This window comes from Pseudomonas sp. NFX98 (genome assembly GCF_047784845.1).
GTDB lineage: Bacteria > Pseudomonadota > Gammaproteobacteria > Pseudomonadales > Pseudomonadaceae > Aquipseudomonas.
The window spans coordinates 61,738-76,358 of record NZ_JBLNNF010000010.1 but is presented as its reverse complement, the minus strand read 5'-3'; the positions used below and the strand labels follow the sequence as shown (position 1 = coordinate 76,358).

Annotated in this window: 15 protein-coding genes; 5 read left to right on the top strand and 10 right to left on the bottom strand. The window is 60.1% G+C overall.

Features of this window, described 5'->3' with window-relative positions; genetic code table 11:
- Window positions 1-3: 3 nt before the first annotated feature.
- The gene (locus tag ACM110_RS15160; RefSeq protein WP_416128401.1) at window positions 4-879 is read left to right on the top strand and encodes a LysR substrate-binding domain-containing protein; all 876 of its coding nucleotides are present in this window, start codon (window positions 4-6) and stop codon (window positions 877-879) included.
- A gap of 124 nt (window positions 880-1,003) precedes the next feature.
- Here ACM110_RS15160 and ACM110_RS15155 read toward each other — a convergent pair whose 3' ends face one another.
- The 7 genes from ACM110_RS15155 to ACM110_RS15125 form a co-directional block, all read right to left on the bottom strand.
- Complete coding sequence (locus ACM110_RS15155; RefSeq protein ID WP_416128400.1) at window positions 1,004-2,365, bottom strand: MFS transporter; 1,362 nt, start codon at window positions 2,363-2,365, stop codon at window positions 1,004-1,006.
- 163 nt (window positions 2,366-2,528) lie between these two features.
- Entirely contained in the window at window positions 2,529-3,977 is a 1,449-nt protein-coding gene (locus ACM110_RS15150; RefSeq protein ID WP_416128399.1) for an NAD-dependent succinate-semialdehyde dehydrogenase, read from the bottom strand.
- Window positions 3,974-5,008, bottom strand: a complete 1,035-nt coding sequence (locus ACM110_RS15145; RefSeq protein WP_416128398.1) for an aldo/keto reductase — start codon at window positions 5,006-5,008, stop codon at window positions 3,974-3,976. Before ACM110_RS15145 ends, ACM110_RS15150 begins: the two co-directional genes overlap by 4 nt.
- Before the next feature lie 10 nt (window positions 5,009-5,018).
- Window positions 5,019-5,531 (bottom strand): formaldehyde-activating enzyme, encoded by a 513-nt coding sequence (fae, locus tag ACM110_RS15140; RefSeq protein WP_007950493.1) that lies wholly within the window; start codon window positions 5,529-5,531, stop codon window positions 5,019-5,021.
- 380 nt (window positions 5,532-5,911) lie between these two features.
- Window positions 5,912-6,193, bottom strand: a complete 282-nt coding sequence (locus ACM110_RS15135) for a pentapeptide MXKDX repeat protein (RefSeq protein WP_416128397.1) — start codon at window positions 6,191-6,193, stop codon at window positions 5,912-5,914.
- Window positions 6,194-6,246: 53 nt separating this feature from the next.
- Window positions 6,247-7,032, bottom strand: a complete 786-nt coding sequence (locus tag ACM110_RS15130) for a molybdopterin-dependent oxidoreductase (protein ID WP_416128396.1) — start codon at window positions 7,030-7,032, stop codon at window positions 6,247-6,249.
- On the bottom strand, window positions 7,029-7,646 hold the full coding sequence (locus ACM110_RS15125; protein ID WP_416128395.1) for a cytochrome b/b6 domain-containing protein: 618 nt from the start codon (window positions 7,644-7,646) through the stop codon (window positions 7,029-7,031). Before ACM110_RS15125 ends, ACM110_RS15130 begins: the two co-directional genes overlap by 4 nt.
- A 279-nt stretch (window positions 7,647-7,925) precedes the next feature.
- Here ACM110_RS15125 and ACM110_RS15120 point away from each other — a divergent pair, with 279 nt between their 5' ends.
- A complete protein-coding gene (locus tag ACM110_RS15120; RefSeq protein WP_416128394.1) occupies window positions 7,926-8,867 on the top strand; it encodes a class I SAM-dependent methyltransferase in 942 nt (313 codons plus the stop codon).
- A 91-nt stretch (window positions 8,868-8,958) separates the two neighbouring features.
- Here ACM110_RS15120 and ACM110_RS15115 read toward each other — a convergent pair whose 3' ends face one another.
- On the bottom strand, window positions 8,959-9,732 hold the full coding sequence (locus ACM110_RS15115; protein WP_416128393.1) for a helix-turn-helix transcriptional regulator: 774 nt from the start codon (window positions 9,730-9,732) through the stop codon (window positions 8,959-8,961).
- A gap of 110 nt (window positions 9,733-9,842) precedes the next feature.
- Between ACM110_RS15115 and ACM110_RS15110 the strand changes: the two genes are divergently transcribed.
- Window positions 9,843-10,946 (top strand): polyamine ABC transporter substrate-binding protein, encoded by a 1,104-nt coding sequence (locus tag ACM110_RS15110; RefSeq protein WP_416128392.1) that lies wholly within the window; start codon window positions 9,843-9,845, stop codon window positions 10,944-10,946.
- 136 nt (window positions 10,947-11,082) lie between these two features.
- Complete coding sequence (locus tag ACM110_RS15105) at window positions 11,083-12,213, top strand: P1 family peptidase (protein ID WP_416128391.1); 1,131 nt, start codon at window positions 11,083-11,085, stop codon at window positions 12,211-12,213.
- Between the two features lie 243 nt (window positions 12,214-12,456).
- Here the strand turns inward: ACM110_RS15105 and ACM110_RS15100 are convergent, their stop codons facing one another.
- Entirely contained in the window at window positions 12,457-13,083 is a 627-nt protein-coding gene (locus ACM110_RS15100; protein WP_416128390.1) for a TetR/AcrR family transcriptional regulator, read from the bottom strand.
- Window positions 13,084-13,226: 143 nt separating this feature from the next.
- On the opposite strand from ACM110_RS15100, the gene ACM110_RS15095 reads away from it, so the two are divergent.
- Window positions 13,227-13,667, top strand: coding sequence for a hotdog fold domain-containing protein (locus ACM110_RS15095; protein WP_416128389.1), 441 nt, complete (start codon window positions 13,227-13,229; stop codon window positions 13,665-13,667).
- A 114-nt stretch (window positions 13,668-13,781) separates the two neighbouring features.
- Here the strand turns inward: ACM110_RS15095 and ACM110_RS15090 are convergent, their stop codons facing one another.
- A complete protein-coding gene (locus ACM110_RS15090) occupies window positions 13,782-14,504 on the bottom strand; it encodes a GNAT family N-acetyltransferase (RefSeq protein WP_416128388.1) in 723 nt (240 codons plus the stop codon).
- Window positions 14,505-14,621 lie beyond the last annotated feature (117 nt).

The following is a 14,621-nucleotide window of genomic DNA, read 5'->3' as shown; positions in this document are numbered from 1 at the left end:
CCCATGCGACAACTGCCCTCGCTCAACATGCTGCGTGTCTTCGAAGAGGTCGCGCGGCATCGCAGTTTCAGCCAGGCAGCCCTGGGGCTGAACGTCACCCAGGGCGCGGTCAGCCGGCAGATCAAGCAGCTCGAAGACTACCTCGGCGTGGCGCTGTTCATCCGTACCCCTCAGGGCTTGTCATTGACTGAAGCCGGCAGCGCACTTTCCCCTCATCTAAGCGATGCTTTCGATCACATCGAGCGTGCCCTGCAAGCGGTGCGCGTGCCCAACCTGCGTCAGCGCTTGCGGATCGTCGCACCGCCGACCTGGGCCACGCGTTGGTTGTCGGCACACTTGCGCGCGTTCTGCCAGCGCTACCCCGACATCAGCCTGAGCGTGACCCATCAGGCCAGTCACGACAGCCTCGCCGAGATCGACTGCCACATTCGCTTCGGCCTCGAAGCGGACAGCCATTGCCACAGTCAGTTGCTGGTGATGGAACGGCACATCGCCGTGGCCAGCCCTGAGCTGTTCATCGACGGTCAGCCGCCGGACCTGCAACAGTTTCCCTTGCTACACATCCTGCACAACGGAAAGCGCCTGAAGGTCTGGGAAAACTGGCTGGCGGCGATGGGCCGGGAGGATGTCGACGCCGGGCAAGGTCTGGAATTCAGCACCCTGGACCAGGTGATCCACACCGCGCTGGCCGGTGGCGGCCTGGCGGTGATCGACCGGCAGATGATCGAAAAGGAACTGGCCAATGGCAGCCTGCTACCGATCACACCTGTCGAGGTGATCGGGCCGTATGGTTATTGGCTGGATGTGGCGAATGACAAATGGGGGTTGTCGAAGGTGCGGTTGTTTACCGAGTGGCTCGGTTTAGTCAGCAATCCCTGACACCCCGATATCCCCTGTAGGAGCTGCCGCAGGCTGCGATCTTTTGATCTTGATTTCATAAATCAAAGTCAAAAGATCGCAGCCTCGTTTCACTCGACAGCTCCTACAGGGGGCTAAGCGGCTTTCAGATCGGCGCGACCTTCGCGACGGAAACCGAACCACCCTCCACCGGACTCTGCGCCTTGCACGCCTGGCTCAAGGTCAGCGATTTGGTTTCCGGCGCCCAGGCCCAGGACAGCAACGCGCCAATCGCAAGGATCGCCGCGAGGATGCCCATGGTCGGGCTCAGGCCGATGCCCGCCACGCTCACCGGCAGCAAAAAGGTGCTGACAGCTGAACCCAGTCGGCTCACAGCCGTGGCCAAACCAATGCCGCTGGCGCGCACTTCAGTCGGGAAGCTCTCTGCCGGGAACACGCCGACCAGGTTGCTCACCGCCGACAACACCAACGTGAACAAGCCAAACACCAACACCATCAACCACGCCGCACTGCTCGGCAACACCGCCAGCAGAAACAACGCCACTGCGAGGATGATGAACGAGTTGATCAGGAACCCGCGCCGGGTGAACTTGACGGTGCACCAGATGCCGATCAGCGCGCCGAGGATCAACAGCATGTTCAGCATCAGCTCAGTGCCGAAGCCTTCGGCCAGGCCCATCTTCTGCAGGATCGACGGCAGGAAGGTGTAGATGGCGAAGTACGGCATCACGATGCAGACGAAGAACAGGCAGTTGAACGCCGTGCGCTTGCGGTATTCAGGGCTGAACAGCACCGCGTAACCGGAGCGGGTTTCCGTGGAGCGGGTTTCGTCGAGTTCGACGTTGTCGCCGAGAAACTTTTTGACGATTGCGCGGGCCTCGGCAATGCGCCCCTGATTAACCAGCCAGCGTGGTGATTCCGGCGTACCGATGCGGGCGATCAGAATCAACGCCGCCGGGATCGCCGACGACGCCAGCATCCAGCGCCAGGCATCGTCGCCGAGGCTGAGCATCGCGGTGCCGACGAAAGTCGCGGCGACGTAACCGAAGGTCCAGATCACGCTGAAGGAGCCGAGCAATACGCCGCGATGTTTCTTCGGTGCGAATTCGGCGAGCATGGCGTGGCCGACACTGAAGTCGCCGCCCAGGCCGATGCCGATCAGTATGCGACAGAGGAACAGCGCCATGGCCGACTCGACATAGAACTGCATCACCGAGGCGATGGTGATCAGCACGAAGCTGACCAGGAAGATTTTCTGCCGGCCGACCTTGTCGGAAATCCAGCCGAAAAACAGGCTGCCGAGGAACAGCCCAATCAGCGCCGAGGCACCGATCAGGCCTTGCCAGAATGCATCCAGTTGCATCTGCGGGCTCAGCAGTGTGAAAGCGATACCGATCAGGCCGAGGATGTAGCCGTCGGTAAAATGCGCGCCGAAGGTCAGGCCGGCGATCTTGATGTGAAAGCGCCCGATGGGCAGGTCGTCGATTTTTACCGGTTGTACGGACATGTAAGTCTCCAATTGTTGTTATTGACGGAGAAATGAAACCGATCGCTTTGCTTTTTGTAGGAGCAAGGCTTGCCCGCGATGGCGGAGTGTCAGGTACCACAAGTGTCGACTGATACTCCGTCATCGCGGGCAAGCCTTGCTCCTACAGGGAGAACGCCGTGTGTTAGAGACCACCCATCAACAGGTATTTGATTTCCAGATAGTCATCCAGACCGTACTTCGAACCTTCGCGACCCAGGCCCGATTCCTTGATGCCACCGAAAGGTGCCACTTCCGTGGAAATGATCCCTTCGTTGATCCCGACCATGCCCGCTTCCAGGCCTTCGGCCATGCGCCACACGCGGCCGATGTCGCGGCTGTAGAAGTAAGCCGACAAGCCGTACGGTGTGTCGTTGGCCCGTTGCAGCACTTCGGCTTCATCCTTGAAACGGAAACACGCGGCGACCGGGCCGAAGGTTTCGTCCTGGGCGATCAGCATTTCGCTGCTGGCCTCGGCGAGGATGGTTGGCTCGTAGAACGTGCCGCCCAGCGCATGACGGCGACCGCCGCAAAGCACCTTGGCGCCCTTCTCCACCGCGTCACTCACGTGCAACTCGACCTTTGCCAGCGCCGCTGCATTGATCAGCGGTCCTTGCTCGGTTTCGCCTTCCAGCGCATTGCCCACGCGCATCGCCGCCACCGCTTCGGCGAGTTTGCCGGTGAAGGCTTCGTACACGCCGTCCTGAATGAAGAAGCGGTTCACGCAGACGCAGGTTTGCCCGGTGTTGCGGAATTTCGAAGCCATCGCGCCTTTCACCGCGGCATCGATGTCGGCGTCGTCGAAGACAATGAACGGCGCATTGCCGCCCAGTTCCAGCGAGACCTTTTTCAAGGTGTCGGCGGCCTGGCGCATCAGCAACTTGCCGGTGCGAGTTGAACCGGTGAACGACAGTTTGCGCACGACGCCGGAGGCTTGCAGCGCACCGCCAATCGCCACGGCGTCGCCGGACACCACGTTGAACACACCGGCCGGAATCCCGGCCTGTTCCGCCAATACCGCCAAAGCGAAGGCTGACAGTGGTGTCTCTTCCGAAGGCTTGAGAATCATCGTGCAACCGGCCGCGAGCGCCGGGCCGACCTTGCGGGTGACCATCGCCAGCGGGAAGTTCCACGGGGTGATAGCGGCAACCACACCGATCGCTTCCTTGACCACGATGATCCGCGCATCGGCCTTGTGGCTCGGGATCACGTCGCCATAAGCGCGCTTGGCTTCTTCGGCGAACCACTCCAGAAAGCTCGCCGCGTAGACCACTTCACCCATGGCTTCGGCCAGGGGTTTGCCTTGTTCGCGGCTGAGCAGTGTCGCCAGATCCTTCTGGTTGCTAAGCATCAATTCACCCCAGCGCTTGATGCGCTGGCTGCGTTCTTTAGCTGTCAATTTGCGCCACGCCGGCAATGCGCGGTTGGCGGCGTCGATGGCCCGGTTGGTTTCTTCGGCACCGGCCTTTTGTACGTCGGCAATCAGCTCGCCAGTGGCCGGGTTCAGCACCGGGTAAGTAGCGCCAACGCTGGACCCTTCGCCGGTAAACCAGTGCCCATCGATGAAATTGCCGTGACGGATCAACGCGCTCATGCCACGGCCTCGGTCAGGTTGAAACGTTCCAGCCCCGGTCGGGCCGAACGCAGGATTCGTTTGCCGGCGGTGTAATCGTTGATCACGTCGCACGGCGTGTAATTGCGTTCCAGCTCATGCAGCTCTTCGGCGTCGAGTTTGGTCTCCAGGGCCGCCAAGGCACTGTCGAATTGTTCGGTGGTGTCGGCGCCGACCAGCATGCAATCCACGCCCGGATGGTTGGCCACCCACGCTTGTGCGATTTGCGCGTTGGACACGCCACGCGCACGGGCCACGCGTTGCACCGAATGGGCGATTTCGAAGGAAGCTTCGTCGCTGTACATTTGCTGGGTGAAGAAGTCGGTCTGGTTACGGGTCGACTTTGCATCGCCGGTCAGCAAGCCGCGAGCCAATGGGCTGAACACCGAAACGCCAAGGCCCTGATCGCGGCAGAACGGGATCATCTCGCGTTCTTCTTCGCGGTAGGCGCAGTTCAGTTGCAGCTGCATGTTGATCGGCTTGACCCAGCCGTTGCGCTCGCAGGCCATGAGGATTTTTGCCAGTTGCCCGGTGAGCATGGTCGACACGCCGATGTAGCGCGCCTTGCCGGAGCGCACGATGTCGTTCATCGCACTCATGGTCTCTTCGACCGGGGTGTTGACGTCGAAGTAGTGCAGCATGAAGACGTCGACGTAATCCATGTCCAGGCGTTTGAGCGAAGCATCGATGCTGTCCATGATGTGCTTGCGCGAATGGCCGCTGGCGTTGATGCCGCTGCGGGTGCCGTAGCCGACCTTGGTGGTGATCACCAGGTCTTCGCGACGGGCCAGACGCTTGACGATGCGCCCTACCACTTCCTCGCCGACACCGGCGGAATAGAAATCCGCGAGGTCGATGAAGTTCACGCCGTTGTCCAGCGCGTGCTTGACGATCGGCTCGCTTTTCTTCTCATCGAAGATCCACGGTTTCCAGTCCGGGGTGCCCATGTTCATGGTGCCCAGGCACAGACGGGAAACTTCAAGGCCGGAGTTGCCCAAACGGATGTATTGCATGGCGCGGACCTCAGGCTTTTGGCGTGTAGAACGGGTTGCTGATGTGGTTGACCACATCTTTGAGCTGCGCGGTTTCCGGCTTGCCGGTCAGGGCGGCGCGGATCGCGGTGCGGCAGGCGTTGTAGTTGTTCAGGTACACGGCATCGAGGTCGTCGCAGGCTGGATTGACCCAGTTGGCGGTGACGATGGCCCACTCGTCTTCGGCTTCCGGCGGCAACGTTCCGTCGAGCAGTGCTTCGAGCACAGCCTTGGCGATACCAGCCTGGGACGCGCCCCAGGTGGCATTGCCGTGCAGGTCGCTGCTGATCGCGGCTTTGTTGACGTAAAGGGTCATCGGCTTGACCGGGATGTTCGGCTGGGCGATCACCATGAACGGGCAATGGCCCTGGCTTGGCGAGGCCAGGCTGTTGGCGAACGCTTGCCCGGCGGGCCCGTTGCGCGGGCCGATCAGGATGTTGATGTGCGCGGCGTTCACGCCCGGGCCTTCGAAGCCTTCACCGATGTACAGGTCGAGTTCTTTCATGAGTCGTTACTCTTCAGGGAGTTTTTTGGGTGATCAGCAGCACACGCAAGCACAAGGCCTGGCGCGGCAAATGTCTGGGATCGAAGAGCGCAGCAGGTGGCTGGCGAAGACGCGGCAGTGATGATGAGTCATGGTTGCAAACGCTCTTTTTTGTTGTTGATGAGCTGGTTTGCGATTTTTTAACACTGGGGGTTTGCGGGGCTGTAACCATAAAAAATCATGGGGGTATGAGTTCAGGTCATACCCCCTCAGGAGCGATAAAAAACTGTAGGAGCCGAGCTTGCTCGCGATGGCGGTGTGTCAGCCAATACACAGGTTGACTGTTACACCGTCATCGCGAGCAAGCTCGGCTCCTACAGGGGATCGCGGGGTGTTTGGGTTTACTGGGACATGGCGTCCTTCTTCATCGCATCTTTGGACATGGCATCTTTTTTCATGCCGTCCTTGGACATCGAGTCTTTCTTCATTTCGTCTTTTTTCATCGCGTCCTTGGACATCGCATCCTTGGACATCGCATCTTTCTTCATGGCGTCTTTGGACATGGCATCCTTGGACATCGAATCCTTGCTCATGCTGTCGTTGCTCATGGTGTCAGCCGCGAACACGCTAGCGGCACCAACGGCCAGGCACATGGACAGAACAACGGTGGTCAACTTTTTCATGATGAAACTCCTTGAAGCTCAGGTTACGGACGGGTGAATTTTCCGGGGATTGATCAGCTGCCACCGAACCAGTTGTAGCCCTGGTCTTCCCAGTAGCCGCCGCTGTAGGTGTTGCTGACGAAAATCGCCTGAATGTGTTTGGGATTCTTGTAGCCAAGCTTGGTGGGCATGCGCAGCTTCATCGGGAAGCCGTATTCGCGTGGCAGCACCGCGCCGTCGTACGTCAGCGCCAACAAGGTTTGCGCGTGCAGCGCGGTAGCCATGTCGATGCTGGTGTAGTAGTCGTCGGCGCATTTGAAACCGACGTATTTGGCGTCGGTATCAGCGCCGATGCGCTTGAGGAAATCGCTGAATCGCACACCACCCCAGCGGCCGATCGCGCTCCAGCCTTCGACGCAAATGTGCCGGGTGATTTGGTCGGTCTGAGCCATGGCGCGCAGTTCTTCGAGGCGCCAGCTACGTTTGTCGGCGACCAGGCCGGTGACTTCCAGGCGATAGCTCTCCTCCTCCACCGTTGGCGCTTCGTCGATGCCGTAGAAGGCATTGAAGGGAAATGGCCGAGTGATCATTGACGCCGGATAGGTCGGCGCCATCGCGTTGGGGTTGAACAGCCAGCCTTGCACCCGGTCGTTGAAGCGCGACATGGACGACAGCGCGGTTTCGACACTGTCGTTGTCGGTGATGTTGCAACCGGACAACATCGCCACACCGCCGAGGGTCAGGCCACGCAGCAGGAACGAGCGCCGTGAGCGGTCTTCGATCTGCGGCGCGAGGATTTTCCGGGCGTCGGTCAGGATGGAAGATTCGTCCAGCCCGGAGCCTTGGATGGGCTTTTTCATACGTGCTCCTTGCGGCCGACGATCATGGCCAACAGCGTTTTGGGAACCAGCGCGACCATCAGCAGATGCACCGCCACGAAGGCCACCAACAGCGCCATCGCGAAGAAGTGCACACGACGCGCGCCTTCATAACCCCACATCAATTCACGCAACAGCGGGAACTGCACCGACTTCCACAACACCAGCCCGGAGAGCACCAGCAGGGTGATGTCGACGATCACGAACAGGTACGCCACGCGCTGGACCTGGTTGTAATGACTGAGGTCGGCGTGGCCGAGTTTTCCGCGCAGTGCGGCCCACAGATCATGCAGTACGCCTTTGGGCGAAACCGGGAAAAAGCGTCGTTTCAGGCGTCCGCTGAACAGGTTGAACGCGAGGTAGATCAGGCCGTTGATCGCCAGGAACCACATCGCCGCGAAGTGCCATTGCAATGCGCCGCCTAGCCAACCGCCGAGGGTGATCGATTTGGGGAAACTGAAATCGTAAATCGGCGAGGCGTTGTAGATGCGCCAGCCGCTGGTGACCATCACCAGCACCGCCAACGCGTTCAGCCAGTGGGTGAGCCGCAGCCAGCGTGGGTGGCTGGCCTTGGGTGAAGCAGTTGACTGCGACATGTCCGGCTCCGGTTGTTGTTATTCGTTGGAGCCGAGTATGGGAGCCGGAAGATCGCCAAATCCTCACGTAAAGTTAAATTAATCGTGATAATTGCCCTCTCCGGACACTCCAAAACCTGTGGGAGCGGGCTTGCCCGCGATGAGGCCATCACATTCAACATAAAGGGTGTCTGATCCACCGCTATCGCGGGCAAGCCCGCTCCCACAGGGTTTTGTGTGATCTGTAACAAGCGCAACTATGGTTAAATGCCGCCCCCCGCAAATTGCCGACCCAGACCCATGAACGCAGACGCCCTTTCCACCCTTCACGACCACCTGCTGACGGCACTGGCAACACCGCCCGCCGAAACCCGCCGCCTGTTCCACGGCCGGGGCCGTTGCTGGCCGGGGTTGGAGCAAGTGACCGTGGACTGGCTGCAAGGCGTGGTGCTGGTGGCGTTGTTCAAGGAGCCGGAAGCCGCGCAGCTGGAGGATCTGAAGCAGTTGCTGATGACGATCACTCAGTCAGCGCAATGGGCGCAATCCGGTGCGCACACCTTGCTGCTGCAACATCGCTACCTGATGCAAAGCACCACCGAATGGCTGCTCGGCGACGTCATCGAAGAGATGACCATCATCGAGGGCGGACTGAAATATCGGGTGGATCTGGGTCGCAAGCAGAACACCGGGCTGTTCCTCGACATGCGCTACGGTCGCGATTGGGTGCGAGCCAACGCCGAGGGTAAACGGGTGCTGAACCTGTTCGCCTACACCTGCGGCTTCTCGGTAGCAGCCATCGAAGGCGGCGCGACGCACGTGGTCAACCTCGACATGTCCAGCCCGGCCCTGAGCCGTGGCCGCGACAATCATCGGCTCAATGGACATGACCTGAGCCAGGTCACTTTCCTCGGCCACGACCTGTTCAAGTCCTGGGGCAAGGTAATCGGCAAAGGCCCGTACGACCTGGTGATCATCGACCCGCCGTCGTTTCAGAAAGGCAGCTTTTTGCTGACCAAGGACTACCAGCGCGTGCTGCGCCGCTTGCCGGAACTACTCGCTGAAAACGGCACTGTACTGGCCTGCATGAACGACCCCGCATTCGGTGCCGACTTCCTGATCGACGGCGTGACTCGCGAAGCGCCGAGTCTGCGCTTTGAACAGCGTCTGGAGAATCCGCCGGAGTTTCCGGATGCCGATGTGGAATGCGGGTTGAAGGCGTTGGTGTTCAAACTCGAAAGCTGAAAAGCAAAAGATCGCAGCCTGCGGCAGCTCCTACAGGACACTGTATTCCCCTGTAGGAGCTGCCGCAGGCTGCGATCTTTTGATCTTGATCTCAACGCGGTTGCAGCACCAACGCAAACAACTCCCCATGCCCGTTCACATTGAGCTTGTGATACAGATTGCGCCGGTGCACTTTCACCGTCTCCGGGGAGATGCCCATTTGCTGGGCGATGGCCTTGCTGGAGAACCCTTGCAGAATCAGCCGCGCCGTTTCGATTTCCCGCGCGGACAGGCGTGCGTCGAAACGATCCAAAAGGGTTGCCAGATCCCCCGCCACCGCTTCGGCGACCGGCCCTTCCGGTGGCAGCAATTGCACGTGTCGGCGCATGGCAGCCAGCACCCAGTCGCGCACGCACAACAGGCGGCCTTGTTCTTCGAGGCTGAAGCGTGTCAAGCGTCCCAGGGACAGACCGAGCACTGCGCCGTCGATGTTGAGCATGAACTGCAACTCGTCACCACCGACCACCGAACGGAAGTAACTGAGGTAGTACTCGCTCTGCTGGAACTGGTCCGGGGCCACGGAATCGAGGCTGTGCAAACCGTCATGGATACCTGCACACACGGCCAGATAAAACGGGTCGAGCAGGTACATGCCGGCGCGGTAGTCCGCCAGTTCTTCGTGCTCGTCACCGCTGCCCTTGGCGTCGAAATCGATCAGCAGGCGCGGCACTCGACCCGGTCGCATCACCGCGACCAAGGCGTTGTCCAGCGGCACCAGCAAGCGCAGGGTGTCGACCAGTGCGCGCCAGAATCCGTCTTCGCCCAATACGCCAAATACCCGCGCCAGTCCTTGGTGCAATGGCAACTCTTTCAACAACGCGTCCACGCACTACCCCTTTCGAGTAACCCATGATGGGAATGGGTAACGGCCACCCCGGTCGATACGCTGCAAGCTCCTGAACATCACCGGCCGCAGCAGGCCAGGAGTGCCGCATCATGAGTGGTCACCGCTCGTATTTCAATCTGGGGTTTGGCGCCTGTCTGGCGACCTGGACCATGGCCGCGGTAGCGAACGAGCCCACCGTTCATGTCTACAACTGGTTCGACTACATAGGCCCGACCACCCTCAAGGACTTCCAGCGCGATACCGGGGTCAAACCCGTTTACGACACCTTTGACAGCGGCGAAGTGCTCGAGGCCAAGTTGATGACCGGCCATAGCGGTTACGACGTGGTGGTCGCCAGCAACTTCATTCTGCCCACCCTGATCAAGGCCGGTGCCTTGCAGAAACTCGACCGCAGTCAACTACCCAATCTGAAGCACATCGATCCGGTGCTCCTGGAGAAACTGCGCGCGAACGATCCGGACAATCAGTACGCCATCCCCTACCTGTGGGGCACCGACGGCATTGGTTACAACGTTGACAAGGTTCGCGAGGTCCTGGGTGATCAGGCACCCGTGAACTCTTGGGACTTGCTGTTCAAAGAAGAGAACCTGGCCAAGCTCAGTCAATGTGGCGTGGGGATTCTGGACGCGCCCGCCGAGATCATGCCGATAGCCCTGCACTACCTTGGCCTGCCGCCCAACAGCAGCAGCCCCGCTGACTACAAAAAAGCTGAAGCGTTGCTGCTCAAGCTGCGCCCGCACATCACTTACTTCAACTCGTCGAAGATTGGCAGCGACCTGGCCAACGGCGATATATGCGTGGCCCTGGCATGGTCCGGAACCGTGTTCGGTGCCAAGCAAGCCGCCCAGGAAGCCGCCAAGGGCGTGAAAATCGAATACAGCATTCCCGACGAGGGGGCACCGCTGTGGTCCGACAATCTGGTCTTGGTCAAGGACGGCAGCAACCCGGAACAGGGGCTGGCCTTCATCGATTATTTGCTGCGCCCGGAAGTCATTGCACCCGCCACTCAACTGGCGCTCACCGCCAACGCCAACCTCGATGCCACGGCGCTGCTGTCGCCCGATGTACTCGAGTACCCGAACATTTACCCCACCGCCGAGGTGATCGCCAAGCTGTTCACTTTGCAACCGCAGCCCCGTGCGATCGAACGCCTGCGTACACGCGCCTGGAGCACCATCAAAAACGGTCAATAACCCCCGACCTGTGCAGGAGCTGCCGAAGGCTGCGATCTTTTGATCCTGAGATCAAGATCGAAAGATCGCAGCCTTCGGCAGCTCCTACAGGGTGTTAGATCCACTTTCTGCCACGAACTTGAAGATGAGAAAACCCATGAAACCACGTGCCCGCGACCTGAACATCCAGTTCGGCCAACTGCAACCCGGCCCGTTCAATGCCATCACCGACGTGCCCGGCGTACGGGTCGGTCACAGCAATGTGCGCGGTCGCACCGCCAACGGTCGCGACATCCTGAGCGGCGTCACCGTGATCGAGCCCCGTGCCGGTTCCACCAGCCAGCAACCGTGTTTTGCCGGGGTGCATGTGCTCAACGGCAACGGCGACGCCACGGGTCTTGAGTGGATTCGCGAAGCCGGTCTGCTGACCAGCCCGATCGCCTTCACCAACACCCACAGCCTGGGCGTGGTGCGTGATGCGCTGATCGCCGTGGACCGTGAGCAGCAACCGGACGACGGGCGACTCTACTGGAACATGCCGGTGGTGCTGGAGACCTACGACGGCTTGCTCAATGACATCAACGGTTTTCACGTCAAGCCTGAGCATGTGGCCGAAGCCGTGCATTCGGCAGTGGGCGGTCCGGTGGCCGAAGGCAATGTCGGTGGTGGCAGCGGCATGATCTGCCATGAGTTCAAGGGCGGCATCGGCACTGCTTCGCGGCGGCTGAGCGCTGCCCAGGGTGGCTGGACCGTCGGCGCCATCGTCCAGGCCAACCATGGCATCCGCAACGAATTGCGCGTCGATGGCTACCCGGTCGGGCGCTACATGGAACAGGTCGACTCGCCGTTTCTCAGGGCCTCGTTGCCGCATCCGGGCATGGGTTCGATCGTGGTTTGCCTGGCCACCGATGCGCCGTTGCTGCCGCACCAATGTACGCGTCTGGCACAACGCGCCAGCCTCGGTCTGGCCCGTACCGGGGGTGGCAATGAAGACCACAGCGGCGACATTTTCATCGCCTTCGCCACCGGCAACGACCACGTACCCCCAGCGGCCTATGAAAGCAAAAACGCGCCGACCACCGGCAACCTGAGCATGGTCAATAACGATCACATCAGCGAATTGTTCCTGGCGGCCACCGAGGCGGTGGAAGAAGCCATCATCAACGCCCTGCTCGCCGCCGAAACGACGGAAGGTAACGGGCACGCGGTGTCGGGGCTGGATGCCGAGACGCTGCTCAAAGCCTTGAAACAGGCCGGTTGGCCGGGTGAGCAAGCTCGCAGAAGCTGACACTTGTGGGGGGACGCGACTAGCGGTACTTGAGTGCAAACCCCCACCTTTCTACGATGAAACTGCGCAGCCGCTTGCTTGCCCAAGCCGTTGCGTAGGTGGTGAGTGCATTGAACCCCTATCAAGCTCACCGCCTGCTTCATGCGCATCTTGAGCCTCAAAGGCTCCACTTTCTCCCCATCAAAGAGCTTTGAGGCTCTTTTTTAACCTTTTGAAAATCACCCTGTTTCATTGGGAGGATCTTCATTGGGTTTCGGTAGCGGCGACCGACCGCCACGCTGCCTCCGCCAACAATTCCCGATAAGCCTTCGGGCTGCCCTTGACCCGCCCCGACAACCACGCGCGGCAGTAACTGTCGGCCTGGCCGATGATCAGCGACAGCATCAACTCAGCCGGAACCCCCGCCAATTGCTCTTGGCGCTCGGGGTTGAACAACCACTCCAGAAGCAGTTTGTTGCGCGCTTTGTTGCGGGTGGCGAGTTCGTCCTTGAGCGGTCCCTTGGTCACGGCAAATCGCGCGTGATACTGGAACCGCGCCCACTCGGGTTGGCTATCGACCCAATCCACGTAGCTGTGCACCAACGCCTGCACGCCCGCTTGGGTGGTCTGCGCCTCGGCGAGATAGCTGTCGCGCAATCGGGCCTGATCATCCAGTGCGGTGAAAAACAACGCGGCCACCAAGCCTTCCTTGTTGCCGAAGTGGTGGTAGATCGCGCCGACGCTGGTGTCGCACTCGGCGCGAATCATTTCGATGGTCGTGGCTTCGATCCCCTGCTCGTTGAACAGTTTGAGGGCCTTGCGAAAAATGTCGCGCTTGAGTTCGGCGCGGCGGCCGGGGTAGCAGCGTTCGAGTAGGTCGGAAGTTTCCATGCGCGGTGCAGTCCAAAAAAATCGATGGTGGAGGCTGACGTCAGGTTGACAGATTTCGCGCCGACAGAATACTGTTCCGTAACAGAACAATATTCTGTAACGGAACAATATTCCGCAAACCAACTCCCTGAAGAGACTTCAACATGAGTCAGTTCCTCAGCATGTTCAACAGCGCAGGCCCGGAAGCATTCAGCAAAATGGCCTGTCAGGTCGCGCCTTATTTCTCCACCATCAACCCGCTGGTCAAGGACTTGCGCCCAAACTCAGCCACCGTGCTGGTGCCGTTTGCCAGGGAGATCACCAACCATCTGGGCACCGTGCACGCGATTGCGATGTGCAATGCCGCCGAGCTGGCCGCCGGGATGATGACCGACGTGTCCATCCCTGCCGGTGCGCGCTGGATTCCGAAAGGCATGACGGTTGAATACCTGGCCAAGGCCAAAACCGATGTGACGGCGGTGGCTGATGGCGAGGCGGTGGACTGGAGCACCGAAGGCGACAAGATGGTGCCGGTGGACATTCACGATGTGGAAGGCAAGAAGGTGTTTACGGCGCGGATTACGATGAATGTGAAGTTGGCCTGAGTCCCAATGTGGGAGCGAGCCTGCTCGCGATGGGGCCAGACCAGTCAACACATGTGTTGAATGAAAGACCGGTATCGCGAGCAGGCTCACTCCTACAGGGGAATTGCGGTGTGGTCATACCAGCCGAAGTCGCGGACCACTGGCCGGCACCGCGTCGTCACCCAATCGCCCACGCACAAATTCATTGGCCCTGTGCGTCAACTGATCCAGATGTCGGTCCCGCTGTTTCTCCGCATCGACCATCGCCCGCTTTCCGTGTTTTTGCAGCAGGTACGTGTGAATCTGCCGCACCTCCAGCGAGCTGTAGATCGGCGCTACATCCAGCAGCGCCATCAAGCCGTCGCTGCCGTGATCGCGGGTGTTCATCAGCACCTGGGTCGCGCGCACGCCCACCACCTGGAAACCCATCGCCTCGAAATACGGCACCTTGGCCACAGCGCAGGTCAGCTCGGCATAGGGATAGCGACCGACCATTTCCCGCAACATCCGGCGCGCAACGCCCTGGCGCCGATGCTCAGCCCGAACCGCCATGTACGCCACGCCGCAGGCCTCGGGATCGTCTTTGACCGGCAGGTACAGCAAGAAACCGATGACGTGTTCCGGATCGTCCAGATCAGTGGCGACGATCAATTCCACATCAATCCCTTTCGCCCCGTTCAGCGCTTCCAGATACAGGTGCACCTCATAGCCGATCGCGTACTGGTAGACGTTGTACAGCAGGTTGCTCGGCGGTATCGCGACCATGCTGATGTCGGTCAGGTTGTCGACCACCATCTGCAGGATCTGGCTATTGATGTGCTCGGGGCACGGGGTTTTGAAGTGCGTGATCTGGGGCATTGCGGGCGTGGGCTCCGGGACGGTTTGCGTGGGCTGCCCATCTTAACGCGTTCCGGCCCTTTGCTGGATTCATGAACCAGGCACATGACTCTATAGCCGAAAAAAGAATAAACATTT